Source organism: Streptomyces sp. NPDC001985 (assembly GCF_040296845.1).
Classification (GTDB): Bacteria; Actinomycetota; Actinomycetes; order Streptomycetales; family Streptomycetaceae; genus Streptomyces.
Window position 1 is genome coordinate 36587 of sequence record NZ_JBEOYB010000023.1, and the last position, 19233, is coordinate 55819.

Consider the following 19233-nt stretch of genomic DNA (forward strand, 5'->3'; position numbering starts at 1 on the left):
GCCGGACCCGGCCCGTGATGGGGGAGGATGGCGGCTATCCGTACGAAGGGAAATCCACGGTGACCATCGATCCGTCCTCGATTCCGAATTTCGGGGGCCAGCCCCAGCCCCAGGCCGAAGGACCGGCGGGCCCCGTCGTTCCCGACCAGGACCTGGTCAAGCAGCTCCTGGACCAGATGGAGCTGAAGTACGTCATTGACGACGAGGGCGACCTCGCCGCCCCGTGGGAGGAATTCCGCACGTACTTCATGTTCCGCGGCGAGGCGGACCAGCAGGTCTTCTCCGTCCGGACGTTCTACGACCGGCCGCTGCCGGTCGAGGAGCGGTCCAAGGTCCTCGATGTCATCGACGACTGGAACCGCCGCACCCTGTGGCCCAAGGTCTACACCCACCTCCACGAGGACGAGGAGGGCGGGGCCACCATCCGTCTCATCGGTGAGGCGCAGATGCTCATCGGCGCGGGCGTCAGCCTGGAGCACTTCGTGTCCTCCACCGTCAGCTGGGTGCGGGCCGCCATCGAGTTCGACAAGTGGCTCATCGAGCAGCTGGGCCTGGAGCCCGCGTCGGACGACGAGAAGCCCGGCGACGACGCCTGATCCGTCCGCTCACCCGGTCTCCGGCCGCGCCCGTTCAGAGCGCGATGGGGGACAGCGTCAGCAGATAGGTCCCATAGGCGAAGGAGAGCCCGGCCAGGGCGGCGGTCACCACGGCCGCCACCCTGGGCCGGGCTCTTGTCAGCGCCCGCGCGGGAACGATCAGCAGCGGGAACGCGGGCAGCAGAAAGCGCGGCTTGGACTCGAAGAAGCCCGAGCCGCCGATGGTGATCAGCACCAGCACCCCGGTGTAGACCAGCAGTGCCACCGGCGGGCGGTCCAGCGCCAGCAGCGCGAACAGCACCACCGAGACGGCGACGATCAGCAGCGCCAGCACCAGGGGCAGCAGCGCGGGCCGCAGCACGATGTCCCGGACCACCCGCAGCGCCCCCACCCCGAAGTCGAACTTCGAGGTCCACCCGCGCTGCACGTCGAAGTAGCCGCCGAGCGGGCTGCCGGTGCGGAACCCCACGTACAGCACATAGCCGCACCAGCCGAGCGGGGCGAGCGCCGCCCCCGCCCAGATCCGCCGTCCGCCGCCCCGGCCCCTGGCCCGTACCAGGGTGTACGCGGCCACCGCGAGCACCGCCGCCGCCACCGCGACCCCATTGGGCCGGGCCAGCCCCGCGGGCACCGCCAGGGCGCCCGCCCAGAGCCAGCGCCCGGTCAGCACCGCGTACAGCGACCAGGCGGCGAAGGCGGTCAACAGCGGTTCGGTGTACGCCATGGTGAGGACGACCGAGTGCGGCAGCAGGCCCCAGAGGACCACCAGCGCGCTCGCGACCCGCTGCCCGTGGAGCTTCTCGCCGATGGCGTAGATGCCCCAGGCCGCCGCGCCCGCCGCCGTCCAGGAGATCAGCAGCCCGGCGGTGCCGCTGGTCACCGGGAGGACGGAGGTCACCGCGCGGATCAGCGCGGGGTAGAGCGGGAAGAACGCCAGATCGCTCTGGACCGCGCCGTCGGGCCAGGTCAGGGTGCGTCCGTAGCCGTGCTCGGCGATCAGCATGTACCAGTCGGAGTCCCAGGACCTGGCGAGGGTGCGCCGGGCCGGGCGGTCGATGTGCCAGGCCCAGCCGGTCATCACCAGCAGCCCGGCCAGCCGGGCCGCGGCGAACAGCCCGAGCGCGGGGGCCGCCCGCCGCAGCGCGGCGCGCCGGCGGGACGCGGGCCGTGAGACCGCCGTGGTGCCGCCGCCCGCTGTTCCGTCTGTTTCGTCGAAAGTCTCGGCGGACAGGGAGCACCTCCGGGCGCGCACAGGGTTCGGTCAGACCGACCATGAGCGGCCCGGGCGGCTCGCGCGAGCGCTGAGCATCCGACAGGGCCGGTTTCGCGCCCGTTCCCACCCGGTCGGCTGAAAGGGGGCGTGTCGCCCGTGACAGCGCGCCCCCGGGCCCCCGCCGCCGGCGGTCAGCCGCGCCCGCCGGACGTGCTCCCGCCCCCGGCGGGCGTCAGGGTCCGCAGCCGGGAGACCGCTTCCCGCAGCACCCGCTCCTGTTTCGGGAAGGCGAACCGGACGAAGGGCGCGCCCTGTTCGCGGTGGTCGTAGAAGACCGCGTTGGGGATCGCCACCACCCCGCACCGGGCGGGCAGGGAGCGGCAGAAGGCGAATCCGTCGCTCTCGCCCAGCGGCCGGATGTCGGTGGTGACGAAGTAGGTGCCGGCGGGGCGGTAGACGGTGAACCCGGCGTCCGCGAGCCCCGCGCTCAGCAGATCCCGCTTGGCCCGCAGCTCCTCGCGGAGCCCGTCGAAGTAGCTGTCCGGCAGCCGGAGCGCCTCGGCCACCGCGTACTGGAACGGGCCCGCGGAGACATAGGTCAGATACTGCTTGGCCGAGCGCACCGCCGCCACCAGCTCCGGCGCGCCCGTCAGCCAGCCGACCTTCCAGCCGGTGAACGCGAAGGTCTTGCCGGCGCTGGAGATGGTCACCGTCCGGTCCCGCATCCCGGGGAAGCCGGCGATCGGCAGATGCTCGCCGTCGAAGACCAGGTGCTCGTAGACCTCGTCCGAGACGACCAGCAGATCCCGTTCGACGGCCAGCTCGGCGACGGCCGCCAGCTCCGCGCGGCCGAGCACGGTCCCGGTGGGGTTGTGCGGGGTGTTCAGCAGGATCATCCGGGTGCGGCCGGTGACCGCGTCCCGCAGTTCGTCCGGGTCGAGCCGGTAGACGCCGTCCTCGGGGCGCAGGGTCACCGGGACCCGCCGGCCGCCCGCCATCGCGATGGCGGCGGCGTACGAGTCGTAGTACGGCTCCAGTGCGATCACCTCGTCGCCCGGCTCCACCAGGGCGAGCAGCGCGGCGGCGATGGCCTCGGTGGCGCCCGCGGTGACCAGGACCTCCGTGTCGGGGTCCACGGTCAGGCCGTGGAAGCGGAGCTGGTGTTCGGCGACCGCGGCGCGCAGCTCCGGGATGCCGGGCCCGGGCGGGTACTGGTTGCCCCGGCCGTCGCGCAGCGCCCGTACCGCCGCCTCCCTGATCTCCTCGGGGCCGTCGGTGTCGGGGAAGCCCTGGCCCAGATTGATGGAGCCGGTCGCGGCGGCCAGCGCCGACATCTCCGCGAAGATCGTGGTGCCGAACTCGGCCAGCCGGCGGTTGAGCAGCGGTCGGGTGCCGGGCACGGGGCCGGGCGGGGGCACATCCTTGGTCGCCATGGCGCCATCCTCGGTGGAAGCTCTGGAGTTCCTCAAGTCTGCTTTGGGCGTGTGGCGGCACGGGCATCGCACTTCCACAGAGCAGTCAGGCGAGAAGCGGTCACGCGATGGCGCGGGGGGCTCGCTTCGGGGGAAGAAAGTCGGTGGGGGCTATGGGAGCTTTCGTCGCTATTCTGTTCGTGATGATTCTGGCGCTGGCGATCGCCCAGGTGAGGCGGGGGGCCGGGGCCGGGAAGGTGCGGAGCGGCAAGGGCGCGCTGAACCACCGCACCTCCCGCAGGCGGGGGGACGCGGGTGGCGGTGGCGCCGACGGCAGTTGGTGGTCGGGGGACAGCGGGGCCTCGGGGAGCCATGGCTCCCCGGGTTCCTCGGGCAACTGCTCGCCGTCGTCCGGCGGCTCGTCCTGCGGCTCGTCCTCGTCGAGCTGTGGCGGCGGGGGCGGGGGGTGCGGAGGCGGAGGCTGCTGACACGGGGCAGCGGGTCCGCGACCGGAAAGAGGCATCCGGCGAGAACGCTCTCGCCGGATGCCTCTTTTCCGCTGTTCCGGCGGTTCCATCCGTTACACCCTTTCCATCCGGTCCATCCGTTCCATCCGTTCCATCGGTTCTGTACGCGGGAAACCCCGTGCGGGCGGGTTTATGCAGGGTGTTTTGTTGAACAGTTGAACCGTAAGGCCCCCTAGGGGATGGAAACCCCTTCAAGTTGGGTAAAAACACTGCGAGCACCGCGTACTTCATGATTCAGTCGTTGACGGAACCTGTTGGAACCACCCAGCCCTCGGGCCGGCTTTCCGGCCCCGAGCAGGCGGTCCTCCCACCTTGATGTACTCCCGCTCAGGGGCGCCTCAGGTTCACGTATCCACCGCCGAAGCGTGTTTGCGGAGCCGACCCATGCTCACGACCCTCAGTACCGCCTACACCGACACCCGTGCCGACGACCTCGCCTGGGCACTCGGACGGGAGCCGCTTCCCGCCCTGGCCGTCCTCGATCTGGAGCTCTCCGGAGCCAAGCTCCAGCTCAGACTGCTCGGCGCCTCCCACCAAGTGCTCCTGGAGGAGGAGCAGGGCGCCTGCTCCGAGACCGTCGCCTGTATGTCCGGCAGCAGCACGCCCCTCCCGCTGGGCGTGGCCAAGAGAGTCGGCGACTGGGAGTACGAATTCGCCGCCCGCGTCGAGACGCTCTCCGAGGGCTCGTTCGCGGGGCGCGCGCAGGAACTCCTCGCGCTGGTCACCGACCATCCCAACTCCCTGGCCGGGACCTTCCCCGGCTCCCCGCACGCCTTCACCGCCATGATGGCCCAGCGGCAGGAGGGCCAGGTGCGCTGGCGCACCTGGCACGCGTATCCGCAGGAAGGGCGGCTGGTCGTCACCCGGACTCGGGTCGGCGCGGTCTCCCGCAGACAGCGCATGCGGCGCACCCTCCAGCCCGCCGGGATCTAGGAAGTCTCTTCCGGACCGGACCGGACCGGACCGGACCGGGCCGGACCGGGCCGGGCCGGGCCGGGCCGGGCCGGGTCAGACCGGATCGGTGAGCCGGGTCCGGTGCCGTGCGCCGCGAGGCGGAGGGCCGAGCCACCGCGATGGGGGTGCCTCCCGTGCCCGCCGGGGCGCGCGAGCCCGGGGGGTCCCAGTGGAGGGCCCCAGTGGAGGACCCCGGCGGGCGGCGCCGGGGCGGGGCGGTGGCGTGCGGCCCGCCCCGGCGCCGGACGGGTGCGCGCGCACCCGCCCGCACATCCGCGTCGCGAACCCCGGCGGCGTGCGCGCGGGCGCACCTCCCTCCTCCGCCCCCGGTACCGCGCGCGTGCGGGCGCACTCCCGGCCCCGCGCCGTGAGGACAGGTGCACACGTGTGGGTGACAGGTGGCGTGCGCATCGTGACGTAGCGTTACTGCATGATCGACCGGACGCAGCAGCTCGCACCGCCCCAGAGCGCGGTGAGCCTGCCGGTGCGCCCCGCGGCGGGCCGGCATCTCGTCCTGCTGGTCGTCTTCGTCTGTGCCGCGTGCGGACTGGTGTACGAGCTGGAGCTGGTCGCCCTCGCCTCGTATCTCATCGGCGACTCGGTCACCCAGGCCTCCGTGGTGCTCTCCGTCATGGTCTTCGCCATGGGCGTCGGCTCGCTCCTGGCCAAACGGCTGCGCTGCCGGGCCGTCGTCGGCTTCGGGCTGCTGGAGCTGGCGCTCGCGCTGATCGGCGGCTGCTCGGCGATGGCGCTGTACGCCTCCTTCGCCTGGCTCGGCGAGTCCCGGGCCGTCCTCGTCGCCTTCTCGCTCACCATCGGTGTGCTCATCGGCGCGGAGCTGCCCCTGCTGATGTCCCTGATCCAGCGGGTCTCCCGGCGCGATGTCGAGGGCACCGTCGCCGATCTCTTCGCCGCCGACTACGTGGGCGCGCTCGTCGGCGGGCTCGCCTTCCCCTTTCTGCTGCTGCCCTGGCTCGGCCAGCTCACCAGCGGACTGCTGACCGGTGCGGTCAACTCCGTGGCGGGCGGCCTGCTGGTGCTCTGGCTCTTCCGCCGCGACCTCACCCCGCGCTCCCGCGCCTGGCTGCTCCTCGCCAATCTCGCCGTCCTCGCCGTCCTCGGCACCGCGGCCGTCCTCGTCGACGACTTCGAACGGGCCGCCCGCCGCGCGGTCTACGGCGACCGGGTGCGGGTCGCCGTCCAGACCGGGATGCAGGAGGTCGTCATCACCGGGGGCCGAGAGGGCCCGGTCGATCTCTTCCTCGACGGGCGGCTCTGGGCGGGCGAACGGGACGAGCGCCGCTACCACGAGGCCCTCGTCCACCCCGCGATGCTCGGCCCGCACCGCCGGGTGCTGATCCTCGGCGGCGGCGACGGCCTCGCCGCGCGGGAGGTGCTCCGCTACCCCGCCGCCGCCTCGGTGACCGTCCTGGAGGCGGACCCGGGCGTGGTCGAACTCGCCCGCACCGACCCGGCGCTCTCCGGTCTCAACGGCCGCGCCTACCGCGACCACCGGATACGCGTGGTGACCGGGGACGCCTTCGGCTGGCTGCGCGAGCCGCGCGGGCGCTGGGACGTGGTGATCGTGAATCTGCCCGACCCCGGGATCACCCGGAGCGCGAAGTTCTACTCGCGGGAGTTCTACGGGCTGCTCACCGCCGCCCTCGCCGACGGCGGACGCCTGGTGGTGCACGCCGGACCGCCCGAGACCCGGCCGCGCACGTACTGGACGGTGGACGCGACCCTGCGCGCCGCCGGCTTCACCACCAGCCCCTACCGCGCCACCGGCCGGCTCTCCGGCCCCGGCCGTGCGGACGACCCCGGCGCCACCCCCCGCACCTGGGGCTTTCTGCTCGCCGCCCTCGGCCGGCCGCCGCCGCTGGGCCTGGACCCGGCCGCCCCGCCCCTGCGGTCGCTGACCCCGTCCGGCCTCGCCGCCGACGCCTGGTACACGGAGCGCACCCGTGTGCCGGGGCTCCTCCCCTCGACGCTGGTCCACCCCCGCCACCCCGACTGACCGGCACGGCGGGAGCCGCGCTGCGCGGCCGGAAAGGCAGACGTGCGGCGGTGCGCTGGGTACGCTCGACTCCCATGGAGCATGAGGTGTTCGTTCCGGTGCCGGCCGAGTCGGTACGTCAGGTCCTGCGGGACCCCGCGCGGGTCGCCCGCTGCGTCCACGGATTGCAGCGGGACGCCGACGGCAGCGCGGGCCCGCTCTCGGGCCGGCTCAAGATCAGGGCCGGCGGTCACTCGATCACCTACCGGGGCGCGGTGCGCCTCACGGAACAGGACGGCGGGGAGGTCTTCACCGCCGAGGGCGAGGGCACCGAGGCGCGCGGTTCCGGCTCCGTGAAGGTGGCGCTGACGGTCCGTCCGCTGTCCGCCGACGGCGGCACGAAGCTGAGCTTCACCGCCACCGCCCGGGCCGACGGGCGTCTCGGGGAGCTGGCCGACGAGTCCCGGGAGCAGGCGGCCCGCCGGCTGCTCGACCGGTTCGGGGAGCGGCTGGCGAAGGAGGCCGTGGCGCCGCGCCCCGCCGCGCCCGGCACCGCTTCCGGCACCGCTTCCGACACCGTGGCCGACGACGCGGGCACGGACACCGACGCGGGCACGGACACCGACACGGATACGGATACGGATACGGATACGGGCTCCGGGGTCGACACCTCCGTGCCGCCGCCCGTGCCCGGAGCCGGTGCGGACCGGGGCATCGACATCGACGGGGAAGCGGAAGCGGACGCGGACGGGGTGGACGCCGGGGCGGACGACGGCTCCGCGGACCCGGAGGGCCTGGAGGGCCTGGAGGGGATCGAGGGCCTCGAAGGACTGGAGGGGCTCGAAGGGCTGGAGGACCTGGAGGAGCTGACCGGCATCCCCGACGAGCTGCCCGCCGAGGCCGCCCACGCCCGCCGCACCATGATCGGACGGAGCGCCGAGGAGGTCGACCACGCCCCGCCGCGCGGCCGTTACGCCCCGGTCCCCGCCCCCGACGGCGACTCCGCGCGGCTGCCGCTGCGCTGGATCGCGCCCGCCGCGGCCCTCGCGCTCGCCTCCGCCGTCGTCGTCGGCCGGGCGCTGCGCCGCCGGCGATGACCTCCGGCGCGGGTACTGTCGTGCTGTGACCAGCAGCGAGAAGACCGTCAGGCTGTCCGCCGGGGACGCCGAGTTGACCGTGAACCCGCACCGCGGCGGCCGTATCGAGAGTCTGTCCGTCGGCGGCACCGAACTGCTCCGCCAGGGCGAGCGGTACGGCTGCTTCCCCATGGCCCCATGGGCCGGCCGGACCGAGAACGGGCGGTTCCGCAACGGCGCCGAGGTGCATCAACTGCCGCTGAACGCGGCGCCGCACGCGATCCACGGCACCGTGCGCGACACCGTCTGGCGCACCGCCCGCACGGGCCCGGCGGAGGCCGTCCTCACCTGCGAGCTGGCCGGCCCCTGGCCGTACACCGGACGCGTCACCCAGATGTTCGAGCTGACCGAGGACGCGCTCACCCTCACCCTGGGCATCGAGACCTACGACGAGTCCTTCCCCGCCCAGGCCGGCTGGCACCCCTGGTTCCGGCGCGACCTCGGCGGCGGGGAGGCCGCCATCGCCTTCGAGCCGCAGTGGCAGGAGGAGCGCGGCGCCGACCATCTGCCGACCGGCCGGCGGATCGCCCCGCGCCCCGGCCCCTGGGACGACTGCTTCGGCATGCCCGACGGGGTCGCGGTCACCCTCACCTGGCCCGGGCATTTCGAGCTGACCGTCACCAGCGGCGCCGAGTGGGTGGTGATCTACGACGAGCAGCCCGAGGCGATCTGTGTGGAGCCCCAGTCCGGCCCGCCGAACGGCCTCAACACCCAGCCGCGCCTGGTGACCCCCATCGACCCGCTGGAGACCTCCACCACCTGGCGCTGGCGCCGCCTCTGAGCCCCCGCCCGACCTCGCGTCGGCCGGCCGGCGGGAGGCGGCCTAAGCTCGGGGGCATGAGTGATGTACGCGCTGAGCTGCTCCGGCAGATCAAGGACAAGGCCGTGGTCCACGGCAGGGTGACCCTCTCCTCGGGTCTGGAGGCCGACTACTACGTCGACCTCCGCCGGATCACCCTCGACGGCGGTGCCGCCCCGCTGGTCGGGCAGGTCATGGCCGAGCTGACCGCCGGTCTCGACTACGACTGCGTCGGCGGGCTGACCCTCGGCGCCGACCCGGTGGCCACCTCGGTCCTGCACGCGCGGGCCGCGCGCGGCGAGCGGGTCGACGCCTTCGTCGTACGGAAGAGCGCCAAGGCCCACGGCATGCAGCGCCGCGTCGAGGGCCCCGACATCGCGGGCCGGCGCTGCCTGGTGGTGGAGGACACCTCCACCACCGGCGGCTCCCCGCTGACCGCCGTCGAGGCCGTCCGCGAGGCCGGCGGCGAGGTCGTCGCGGTCGCCACGATCGTGGACCGGGCGACCGGCGCGGGCGAGAAGATCAGCGAGACGGCCGGGGTGCCGTATCTGTACGCGTACTCGCTCGCCGAACTCGGTCTCGACTGACCCCGCCCCGTCGCAAGGCCCCACCGGCACGGCCCTGACCTGCGGTGATGTCCGAATCCTCGGCTTTTGGGAACCCCCGGGCCGAGGGGGCGGAGGGCGGCGGCGCGTCCCTGACGGATGGCCGGCGACCGGGCCCGGTCCGGCCTGGGCGCGCGTCTGGAAAGATAGGGCCCGACGATGACGTCGCCCCAAGGTCAGGGCCAGCTCATATCGCAAACCCGCACATCACAAGGAGCGGACAGATGCCCATCGCAACCCCCGAGGTCTACAACGAGATGCTCGACCGGGCGAAGGCAGGCAAGTTCGCCTACCCGGCCATCAACGTGACCTCCTCCCAGACGCTCCACGCCGCCCTGCGCGGCTTCGCGGAGGCCGAGAGCGACGGCATCATCCAGATTTCCACCGGTGGTGCCGAGTTCCTGGGCGGCCAGCACAACAAGGACATGGTCACCGGCGCGGTCGCCCTCGCCGAGTTCGCGCACATCGTCGCCGCCAAGTACGACATCACCGTCGCGCTGCACACCGACCACTGCCCCAAGGACAAGCTCGACAGCTATGTCCGCCCGCTGATCGCGGTCTCCGCCGAGCGTGTCGCCCGGGGCGAGAACCCGCTCTTCCAGTCCCACATGTGGGATGGCTCGGCCGAGACCCTCGCCGACAACCTGGCCATCGGCCAGGAGCTGCTGGCGCAGGCCGCCGCCGCCCGGATCATCCTGGAGGTCGAGATCACCCCGACCGGCGGCGAGGAGGACGGTGTCACGCACGAGATCAACGACGAGCTGTACACCACCGTCGACGACGCGCTGCGCACCGCCGAGGCCCTCGGCCTGGGCGAGAAGGGCCGCTATCTGCTGGCCGCCTCCTTCGGCAATGTCCACGGCGTCTACAAGCCGGGCAATGTCGTCCTCCGCCCGGAGCTGCTGAAGGACCTCCAGCAGGGTGTGAGCGAGCGGTACGGCAAGGCCGACCCGTTCGACTTCGTCTTCCACGGCGGCTCGGGCTCCACCGCCGAGGAGATCGCCACCGCGCTGGAGAACGGCGTCGTGAAGATGAACCTGGACACGGACACGCAGTACGCCTTCACGCGCCCCGTCGCCGCGCACATGTTCACCAACTACGACGGTGTGCTGAAGGTCGACGGCGAGGTCGGCAACAAGAAGACCTACGACCCGCGCACCTGGGGCAAGCTCGCGGAGGCCGGGATGGCCACCCGGGTCAGCGAGGCGTGTGGCGCGCTCCGCTCCGCCGGTACGAAGCTGAAGTAACGATCGCCGCTGGTGAGGCCCGGTGCCCCTCGGGGGCGCCGGGCCTTCTCCGGGTCCGGGCCCGGGGCCGTTGGCCGCGCCCCGGTCGTGGGGCGCGGGCCGCGCTGCGATGATCCCGGTATGGATGACCGTCCGCTTCCGGGGGAGATCAGGCTGTCCACGGCCACCGGCCGCTGGGTGGTCCTCACCACCGTCCTCGGGTCCAGCATGGCGCTGCTGGACTCCACCGTCGTCAATGTCGCCCTGCCGCGCATCGGCGAGGACCTCGACGCGGATCTCGCGGTCCTCCAGTGGATCGTCAACGCCTACACGCTCGCCCTGGCCGGGCTGATCCTGCTGGGCGGGGCGCTCGGGGACCGGTACGGGCGGCGGCGGGTCTTCGTCATCGGCACCGTCTGGTTCGCCGTCGGATCGCTGCTCTGCGGACTGGCCCCCACCGGGGAGCTGCTGGTGCTGGCGCGCGCCTTCCAGGGCGTCGGCGGCGCCCTGCTCACCCCCGGCTCCCTCGCTCTCATCCAGGCGAGCTTCCACCCCGACGACCGGTCCCGCGCGGTCGGCCTCTGGTCCGGGTTCGGCGGGGTCGGGGCGGCGATCGGGCCGTTCGTCGGCGGATGGCTGGTGGACGGGCCCGGCTGGCGCTGGGTGTTCCTGATCAATGTGCCGCTGGCCGCGCTCTGTGTGCCGATCGCGCTGCGGCACGTACCGGAGTCGCGTGATCCGAAGGCGCACCACCACCGGTTCGACGTCCTCGGCGCGGCGCTCGGGGCGGCGGCGCTCACCCTGGTCACCTACGCGCTGATCGCCCACGTGTGGTGGGCGGGGGCCGCCGGGGTCGTGGTCGGGGCCGTGTTCGTACGGGTGGAGCGGCGGCGGCCGGAGCCGATGCTGCCGCTGTCGATCTTCCGGTCGCGGCTGTTCACCGCGGTGAACCTGGTGACGCTCTGTGTGTACGCCGCCTTCGGCGGGTTCTTCTTCCTGGTGGCGCTCCAGCTCCAGGTGGTGTCCGGGTACTCGCCGCTCCAGGCGGGGGTGGCGATGCTGCCGACGACGGTGCTGATGCTGCTCTTCTCCGCCCGGTCCGGGGCGCTGGCGGAGAGGACCGGGCCGAGGCTTCCGCTGACGGTGGGGCCGCTGCTGTGCGCGGCGGGGATGCTGCTGATGCTGCGGGTGGGGGAGCGGCCGTCGTACGTGGCGGATGTGCTGCCGGCGCTGCTGGTGATGGGGCTGGGGATGGTGACGCTGGTGGCGCCGCTGACGGCGACGGTGCTGGCGTCCGTGGAGACCGCCAGGGCGGGGATCGCGAGCGGGGTGAACAACGCGGCGGCCCGGGCGGCGGGGCTGCTGGCGGTGGCGGCGCTGCCGCTGCTGGCGGGGATGGGGCCGGAGGCGTACCGGTCGGCGGCGGAGTTCGGGGAGAGCTTCAGGCGGGCGATGCCGATGTGCGCGGGGGTGCTGGTGGTGGGGGCGGGGGTGGCGTTCGTGGGGGTGAGGAGGCCGCGGGGGGTGGGGGTGCGGCCGGAGTGCCGCATGTCGTGTGGTGTGGGGGCTCCCCCCTTGGAGCCGGGTTCCCGCCGGACCGGCCCCACGGGCACCCCGAGCGCCCCCGACCCGTCCGCCGACTGAGAACGACCCCCGCGCCAGGGGCGCAACTCAGCCTGTCCGGCGCTTGAGGACGGACCCTGTGCGACAGGCGACCCGCATGCTGCGGGCCACGGTCGGGGGCCTGCCCCCGAACCCCCGCTCCTCAATCGCCGGAGGGGCTTGGGTGGTGCTGCTCAGTCGTCGGAGGGGCTGGGGTTGCTCAGGTCTCGGGCGGGGCTCGGGGTGGTGCTGCTCAAGCGCCGGAGGGGCCGGGGTGGTGCTGCTCAAGCGCCGGAGGGGCTTGGGTTGCCCAGGTCTCCGGCGGGGGCGGGGTGGGGTTGCCCAGGTCTCCGGCGGGGGCGGGGTGGGGTTGCCCAGGTGTCCGGCGGGGGCGGGGTGGGGTTGCCCAGGTGTCCGGCGGGGGTGGGCTTGGGTTGCCCAGGTGTCCGGCGGGGGTGGGGTGGGGTTGCTCGAACGCCGGAGGGGTGGGGTGCGGCCGGAGGGGGCTGGGGGCAGAGGCGGCTCTGGGGGGAAGCCGGGGGCGGGGAGCTGGGAGACTGGGGGGATGGGTATTCACGAGAACCTCCTGGGCGGACCGCCCCCCACTCACCTCCCCGACGACCCCGCCCCCCGCGACCTCCTCGCCTCCGGCACCTCCCCCGCCGACGTCGCCGCCAAGTACCCCACCTCCTCCCTCGCCTGGGCGCGGCTCGCCGATGACGCCTGGGAGCGGGGCAGCGTCGTCGAGTCGTACGCGTACGCCCGCACCGGCTACCACCGCGGGCTGGACTCGCTGCGCCGCAGCGGGTGGAAGGGGCACGGGCCCGTCCCGTGGGAGCACGAGCCGAACCGCGGGTTCCTGCGGGCGCTGCACGCGCTCGCGCGCGCCGCGGAGGCGATCGGCGAGCAGGAGGAGTACGAGCGCTGCGCCGGCTTCCTCCGCGACTCCTCGCAGACCGCCGCGGACACCCTGGGCTGACCGCCGCCAGGCATGGAGGGAGTCCCGGACCCGGCCTATGATGCGGGTGGGGACCGGGGCTCCCACGCCGGACAAGGAAGGGGCGGACCGCTACCCGGACACGTCGAGGAGACAGCGATGTCACATGACGCGGCCCCGAACCTTGATTTCGCGGGCACCACTCCGTACGAGGACTATGTCCAGGCGGATGTTCTGACCCATCTCCAGCACCCCCTCTCCGACGACCCCGGAGAGATGGTCTTCCTGGTCACCACTCAGGTGATGGAGCTGTGGTTCACCGTCCTGGTCCACGAGTGGGAGACCGCGGGGCGCGCCCTGCGCGAGGACCGCCTCCCGGTGGCGATGGACGCGCTCAGGCGCTCGGTGCGCGAACTGGAGGCGCTGAACGCCTCCTGGAAGCCGCTCGGACAGCTCACCCCCGCACAGTTCAATGCCTACCGCGGAGCCCTGGGCGAGGGCTCCGGCTTCCAGTCGGCGATGTACCGGAGGCTGGAGTTCCTGCTCGGGGACAAGTCGGCCTCCCTGCTCGTACCGCACCGGGGCGCCCCCCGCGTCCACGCCGAACTGGAGAAGGCGCTCCAGGAGCCGAGCCTGTACGACGAGGTGCTGCGGCTGCTGGCCCGGCGCGGGCTGCCCGTGCCGGAGGAGGTGCTCGGGCGCGATCCGGCCCAGCGGTACGAGCCGAGCGCGGCCGTCGAGCAGGTCTGGGCCGGGATCTACGCGGACCGGGACCAGAACGACGAGCTGGTGCGGCTCGGCGAGGCGCTGACCGACGTCGGCGAGCTGGTGTGGCGCTGGCGCAACGACCATCTGGTGGCGACCCGCAGGGCCATGGGCTCCAAGACCGGGACGGGCGGCTCCGCCGGGGTCGCCTGGCTGGAGAAGCGGGCCCGGAAGAATGTCTTCCCCGAGCTCTGGACGGCCCGCAGCCATGTCTGACGACACCATGACCGCCCGTGACCTCCGGCACCGGGCCGCGGCCCTCGACGCCGCCGACCCGCTGGCCCCGCTCCGTGAGCTGTTCGTGCTCGACGAGGGCGTCTACCTCGACGGGAACTCCCTGGGAGCCCTCCCCGCCCATGTCCCCGCCCGGGTCGCCGATGTCGTCGCCCGCCAGTGGGGCGAGCTGCGCATCCGCTCCTGGGAGGAGTCCGGCTGGTGGACCGCGCCCGAGCGGATCGGCGACCGGATCGCCCCCCTGCTCGGCGCCGCCCCGGGACAGGTCGTCGTCGCGGACTCCACCAGCGTCAATGTGTTCAAGGCGCTGGTCGCGGCGGTCCGGCTGCGCCCGGACGAGGACCGTACCGACATCGTCGTGGACGCGACCACCTTCCCCGCCGACGGCTATGTCGCCCAGTCCGCCGCCCGGCTGACGGGCCGCCGGATCGTCCGGGTCGAGCCGGCCCGGCTGCCGTCCGCGCTCGGCCCCGCCACCGCCGCCGTCCTGGTCAACCATGTGGACTTCCGCTCGGGCCGGCTGCACGACCTGCCGGGGCTCACCGCCGCCGCGCACGCGGCGGGCGCGGTCGCCGTCTGGGACCTCTGCCACAGCGCGGGAGCGCTGCCCGTCGGCCTGGACGCCCACGGTGTCGATCTCGCCGTCGGCTGCACCTACAAGTACCTCAACGGGGGGCCGGGCTCACCGGCTTTCCTCTATGTCGCCGAACGCCATCAGGGTGCCTTCGACTCCCCGCTGCCGGGCTGGAATTCGCATGCCGACCCGTTCGCGATGGACCCCGGCTACGCCCCGGCCGAGGGAGCCCTCCGGGGGCGGGTCGGAACGCCCGACATTCTCTCGCTCCTCGCGCTGGAGGCGTCGCTCGACGTCTGGAACGGCGTTTGTATGGACTCCGTACGGGCGAAGAGTCTGGCGCTCACCGACTTCTTCCTGGAGTGCCTGGAGGAGTATGTCGACGGTGGGGTCAACCACCCCGATTCCAGGGTGAGTTCACTGACTCCGGGCCCGCACGCGGCCCGGGGGAGCCAGATCGCCCTGCGGTGCGCGGAGGCCCCCGCCGTGATGGAACGGCTGATCGAACGCGGTGTGGTGGGTGATGTGCGCAGGCCCGACGTGCTGCGATTCGGCTTCGCGCCGCTGTACACGGGATTCGCCGACACGCGCGCGGCGGCGGTGGCGATCGCCGAGGTGCTCGCGGAAGTGCCGCGGGCTTGACGGACACCCGACCTGGCCGGCGGGGGTACTGATACCGTCCCCGCTGGTCAGATCATTTCCGCGGCACCTCCTCACGACGAGGCCAATTCCGCGTCTCCCCGGGAAGGTTGGAATCGCATGCCGGACCCCGTCGCCCGTGACTCCGCCGAGGCCGAATCGGCTTTCTCGCATCCGGCCGTGGCTCCCGATGCGTCCGCTCCGTACGGTGACCACCCCGATCAGGTCGTCGACTTCTACACGCCCCACGGCAGCCCGGGGAGCGCCCCGCTCGTCGTCGTCCTGCACGGCGGGGCGTGGCGGAGCCGGTACGACCGCGCGCACATCACCCCGTTCGCCGGGTTTCTGGCGCGGCGGGGGTTCGCGGTCGCCAATGTGGAGTACCGGCGCGGCCGGGACCTCCCCCAGCAGGGCGGGGCGGCGCCGGTCGCGGGGCGGTGGCCGGAGACCTTCGACGATGTGGCCGCCGCGCTGGACGCGCTGCCCGATCTGGTCCCCAAGGCGCTGCCGGAGGCGGATCTCCGGCGGACGGTGCTGACGGGGCACTCGGCGGGCGGGCATCTCGCGCTGTGGGCCGCGGCCCGCCATGTGCTGCCCCCGGGGTCCCCGTGGCGGCTGCCGGCGCCGCCCCCGTTGCGCGGGGTGGTCGCGCTCGCGCCGATCGCGGATCTGGCGCGGGCGGTGGAGCTGGAGGTGTGCGGGGGCGCGGTGCGGCAGTTCCTCGGGGTCGCCGCCACCGGGACGGGGTTCGAGGAGCGCCGGGTGCACAGCGACCCGGCGGCGCTGCTGCCGACCGGGATCGCGACGACCCTGGTCCAGGGGAAGGCGGACATCACGGTGCCGTACGCGCTGGCGGAGTCGTTCGTGGAGGCGGCGGGGAGGGCGGGGGAGACGGTGGGGCTGACGTTGCTGGAGGGGGTGGGGCATTTTCCGCTGATCGATCCGGCGGTGGATGCGTGTGCGGTGGTGGCGGAGGAGATCGCCCAACTGGCGTGGTGACCGCTCCCCTTGTGCGCTCCCGCGCCACGGGCAGCCCGAGCAGTTTCAGCCCGTCCGGCGTTTGAGGACGGACCCTGTGCCACAGGACCCCGCATCCTGCGGGCCACGGTCGGGGGCCGGCCCCCGAACCCCCGCGCCTCAATCGCCGGCGGGGCTGGGTTTGCTCAGGTCGCCGGAGGGGCTGGGGGGTGCGGCTCAGTCGCCGGAGGGGCCGGGAAGATCAGCCCGTCCGGCGTTTGAGGACGGACCCCGCGCCACGGGTGACCCGAGCATTCCCAGCCCGTCTGGGGGTTCCTCCCGGAGGCAGCTCTGGGGGGTTTGAGGACGGACCCTGTGTGACAGGACCCCGCATGGTGCGGGCCTCGGTCGGGGGCCGGCCCCCGAACCCCCGCGCCTCAATCGCCGGCGGGGCTGGGTGGGTGCGCCTCAATCGCCGGTGGGGCTGAACCACCCAGCCTGTCTGGGGCGCCTCCCGGAGGCAGCTCTGGGGGAGTTTGAGGACGGACCCTGTGCCACAGGTGCTCGCATGCCGCGGGCCCCGGTCGGGGGCCGGTCCCCGAAGCCGCGCGCCCCCGGCGGGGCGACCCCCGTGCGGAAGGAAAGGTCACTGATGGGCACGACCGGTACGGACCCCCGGCGGTGGTGGATACTCACCACCCTCTCCCTCGCCCTCTTCTCCATCATCCTCAACAACGGCCTCCTCAACGTCGCCATCCCCGCGATGATGCGCGACCTCGACGCCGGAATCGGCGAGATTCAGTTCATCGTCGACAGCTACGCCCTCGCCCTCGCCGGCACCCTCCTCACCGCCGGGACCCTCGCCGACCGGTACGGCCACCGCCGCGCCACCCTCGCCGGGACGGCCGTCTTCGGCGCGGGCTCCCTCGTCGGCATGGCCGCCGACGGCACCGGGCAACTGATCGTGGCCCGGGCCCTGATGGGGCTCGGGGCCGCGTTCATCATGCCCGCCACCCTCGCCGTGCTGGTGCATGTCTTCCCGCCGGGAGAGCGCGCCCGCGCCATCGGGGTGTGGAGCGGCGCCTCCGCCCTCGGGGTCGCCGCGGGGCCCGTCATCGGCGGCACCCTGGTCGGGCACTTCTGGTGGGGGTCGATCTTCGCGGTCAATCTGCTGCCGGCCGCGGTCGTGCTGGCCGCCGGGGCGCTGCTGCTCCCCGAGTCGGCCGCGCGGGTGCCGCGCCGTCCCGACCCGGTGGGCGCGCTGCTGGGCACCGCCGCCATGGTGGGTCTCGTCCACGCCACGATCCAGGTCTCCGGGCACGGCTGGACCTCCGCCGGGCCACTCACCGGGTTCTCCGTGGCGGCCGTCGCGGGCGCCGCCTTCGTGCGCTGGGAGCGTGTCCACCCCAGCCCCGTCGTCGACTTCGCCCTGCTGCGCAGGGCGCCCTTCATCGGCGCGAGCGTCAGCGTCCTGCTGCTGATGTTCGGCCTGGCCGGCACCCTCTTCGTCCTCACCCAGCGGCTCCAGTCCGCCCTCGGGTACGCGCCCCTGCGCGCCGGGCTCGCCGTGATGCCGGTCGCGTTCGCCGTGCTGCTGGGGACGGTGCTGTGCACCGCGCTGGTCCGCAGGGTGGGCCCGGGCGGCAGTGTCGCCACCGGGCTCGGCCTCGGGGCGGCGGGGATTCTCGTCGTCGCCCAGGCCGGCGGCGGCTACCCGCCGGTCCTCGCCGGACTGGTCCTGGCGGGCACCGGCTTCGGCCTGGCCATGGGTCCCACCACCGACGTGGTGATGTCCCTGGTGCCGCCGGAGCGCTCCGGCGCCACCGGCTCCCTCGACATGACCATGCAGGAGCTGGGCAACGCGCTGGGGGTCGCCGTCGTCGGCAGCCTCCTCGCGCACGGCTACGCGCGCGAGGCCGCCGCCGCGAACCTGCCCGACGCGGCCGGGAGCACCCTGGACGGCGCCCTGGGGCTGGCCGAACGCACCGGCGGCGCCGCGGGGGAGGCCCTCGCGGCGACCGCCCGCGCGGGCTTCGGCCACGCCGCCGCGACCGCCCTGACGCTGGGCGCCGCCGCCGTCGCGGCGGGCGCGGTGCTCGCCGCCCTCCTGCTGCCGGGCCGCCCGTCCCGCATTTCCCCGCCCGCCCCCGCGCGGGACCCGGCGCTCCGCGCCTCGGACCACCGCCAAGGGTGAGCCGCCCCTCCCCGGACGGGGGAGGGGCGGCCCGTGTCGCGTGTGTGCCGCCGGGGTCAGTCCGGCGCGCCCACCAGATCCATCGGGGCGCGGTCCGGCAGCGCCGCGTACCGCCGCAGCACCGCCGAGAGCCGGTCCAGGAAGACGGCCTCCTGGTCCCGGATGAAGAAGTGGCCCCCGGGCAGTACCACCGTCTCGCTCTCCCGGGTGGAGTAGGCGCCCCACGCCCGTATCTCCGGGACCGTCACCAGCCGGTCGTCCACCCCGGCGAAGGTGTGCACCGGCACCGGCACCGGCGTCCGGTCGACCCCGCCCGAGCCCGCGCAGAGCAGCAGATCCCCCCGCACCACCGGCAGCAGCGCCGCCAGCCACTCGGGGCGGTCCAGCAGCACCCGGGGCAGCCCGCCCAGCGCCGAGAGCCCCCGCACCAGCTCACGGTCGTCCGGCAGCGCGCTCCCGGTGATCGACGGGGACGGCAGATGCGGCGCCCGGTGCGCGCTCAGCAGCAGGGCGAGCGGCAGCACGGCGCCCCGGGCCCGCCTCCGCTGGGTGAGGGCGAAGGCGATCAGCGCCCCCATGCTGTGTCCGAACAGCACATGCGGCGCGTCGAGTTCCCGCCCGATCTCCTCGTCCAGATCCGCCACCAGGGACGGCAGATCGGTGAAGCGCGGCTCGGCCATCCGCCCCTCCCGGCCCGGGAGCTGCACCGGCAGCACCTCCACCGGGACACCGAGCCGACGCTCCCAGCCGGCGTACGAGGACGCCCCTCCGCCCGCGTAGGGGAAGCAGAACACCCGGAGCCGTCCTTCTCCGGCCCGGCCACCGCGCCTCAGATATCGCGTCATTCTCCCCGGCTCTCCTCTCGGT

17 protein-coding genes are annotated in these 19233 nt (G+C 73.8%); 14 read left to right on the forward strand and 3 right to left on the reverse strand.

Annotation, left to right across the window (positions count from 1 at the left end; genetic code table 11):
• Positions 1-59 precede the first annotated feature (59 nt).
• Positions 60-596, forward strand: a complete 537-nt coding sequence (locus ABT122_RS12920; protein ID WP_351549719.1) for a type III secretion system chaperone family protein — start codon at positions 60-62, stop codon at positions 594-596.
• A 34-nt stretch (positions 597-630) separates the two neighbouring features.
• On the opposite strand, the gene ABT122_RS12925 is transcribed toward ABT122_RS12920, so the two are convergent.
• Both ABT122_RS12925 and ABT122_RS12930 read right to left on the reverse strand, forming a co-directional pair.
• Complete coding sequence (locus tag ABT122_RS12925) at positions 631-1848, reverse strand: putative hexosyltransferase (RefSeq protein WP_351549722.1); 1218 nt, start codon at positions 1846-1848, stop codon at positions 631-633.
• Between the two features lie 152 nt (positions 1849-2000).
• Positions 2001-3242: a pyridoxal phosphate-dependent aminotransferase gene (locus tag ABT122_RS12930; RefSeq protein WP_351549724.1), complete on the reverse strand. Its 1242-nt coding sequence runs from the start codon at positions 3240-3242 to the stop codon at positions 2001-2003.
• Between the two features lie 182 nt (positions 3243-3424).
• On the opposite strand from ABT122_RS12930, the gene ABT122_RS12935 reads away from it, so the two are divergent.
• From ABT122_RS12935 to ABT122_RS12995, 13 genes are all read left to right on the forward strand, one after another.
• Complete coding sequence (locus ABT122_RS12935; protein WP_351549726.1) at positions 3425-3709, forward strand: hypothetical protein; 285 nt, start codon at positions 3425-3427, stop codon at positions 3707-3709.
• A gap of 423 nt (positions 3710-4132) precedes the next feature.
• Positions 4133-4681, forward strand: coding sequence for a DUF2617 family protein (locus ABT122_RS12940; protein WP_351549729.1), 549 nt, complete (start codon positions 4133-4135; stop codon positions 4679-4681).
• A gap of 451 nt (positions 4682-5132) precedes the next feature.
• Positions 5133-6719 (forward strand): polyamine aminopropyltransferase, encoded by a 1587-nt coding sequence (locus ABT122_RS12945; protein ID WP_351549731.1) that lies wholly within the window; start codon positions 5133-5135, stop codon positions 6717-6719.
• Between the two features lie 74 nt (positions 6720-6793).
• Positions 6794-7795, forward strand: a complete 1002-nt coding sequence (locus ABT122_RS12950) for an SRPBCC family protein (RefSeq protein WP_351549734.1) — start codon at positions 6794-6796, stop codon at positions 7793-7795.
• A gap of 25 nt (positions 7796-7820) precedes the next feature.
• Entirely contained in the window at positions 7821-8615 is a 795-nt protein-coding gene (locus ABT122_RS12955) for an aldose epimerase family protein (RefSeq protein WP_351549736.1), read from the forward strand.
• Positions 8616-8671: 56 nt separating this feature from the next.
• Positions 8672-9220 carry an orotate phosphoribosyltransferase gene (pyrE, locus tag ABT122_RS12960; RefSeq protein WP_351549739.1) on the forward strand — a complete coding sequence of 183 codons (549 nt, stop codon included), beginning with the start codon at positions 8672-8674 and terminating at the stop codon, positions 9218-9220.
• Positions 9221-9462: 242 nt separating this feature from the next.
• Entirely contained in the window at positions 9463-10485 is a 1023-nt protein-coding gene (gene fbaA, locus ABT122_RS12965) for a class II fructose-bisphosphate aldolase (RefSeq protein WP_351549742.1), read from the forward strand.
• A gap of 120 nt (positions 10486-10605) precedes the next feature.
• Positions 10606-12108 carry an MFS transporter gene (locus tag ABT122_RS12970; protein WP_351549745.1) on the forward strand — a complete coding sequence of 501 codons (1503 nt, stop codon included), beginning with the start codon at positions 10606-10608 and terminating at the stop codon, positions 12106-12108.
• 523 nt (positions 12109-12631) lie between these two features.
• Positions 12632-13045 carry a DUF3151 domain-containing protein gene (locus ABT122_RS12975; protein WP_351549748.1) on the forward strand — a complete coding sequence of 138 codons (414 nt, stop codon included), beginning with the start codon at positions 12632-12634 and terminating at the stop codon, positions 13043-13045.
• Positions 13046-13162: 117 nt separating this feature from the next.
• Positions 13163-13984, forward strand: coding sequence for a tryptophan 2,3-dioxygenase family protein (locus tag ABT122_RS12980; RefSeq protein ID WP_351549751.1), 822 nt, complete (start codon positions 13163-13165; stop codon positions 13982-13984).
• Positions 13977-15218 (forward strand): kynureninase, encoded by a 1242-nt coding sequence (gene kynU / locus ABT122_RS12985; RefSeq protein ID WP_351549754.1) that lies wholly within the window; start codon positions 13977-13979, stop codon positions 15216-15218. Before ABT122_RS12980 ends, kynU begins: the two co-directional genes overlap by 8 nt.
• A gap of 117 nt (positions 15219-15335) precedes the next feature.
• Entirely contained in the window at positions 15336-16214 is an 879-nt protein-coding gene (locus ABT122_RS12990; RefSeq protein ID WP_351549757.1) for an alpha/beta hydrolase family protein, read from the forward strand.
• A gap of 610 nt (positions 16215-16824) precedes the next feature.
• Entirely contained in the window at positions 16825-18366 is a 1542-nt protein-coding gene (locus ABT122_RS12995) for an MFS transporter (protein ID WP_351549760.1), read from the forward strand.
• Positions 18367-18422: 56 nt separating this feature from the next.
• Here the strand turns inward: ABT122_RS12995 and ABT122_RS13000 are convergent, their stop codons facing one another.
• Positions 18423-19211, reverse strand: coding sequence for a thioesterase II family protein (locus ABT122_RS13000; protein ID WP_351549763.1), 789 nt, complete (start codon positions 19209-19211; stop codon positions 18423-18425).
• Between the last annotated feature and the right edge of the window lie 22 nt (positions 19212-19233).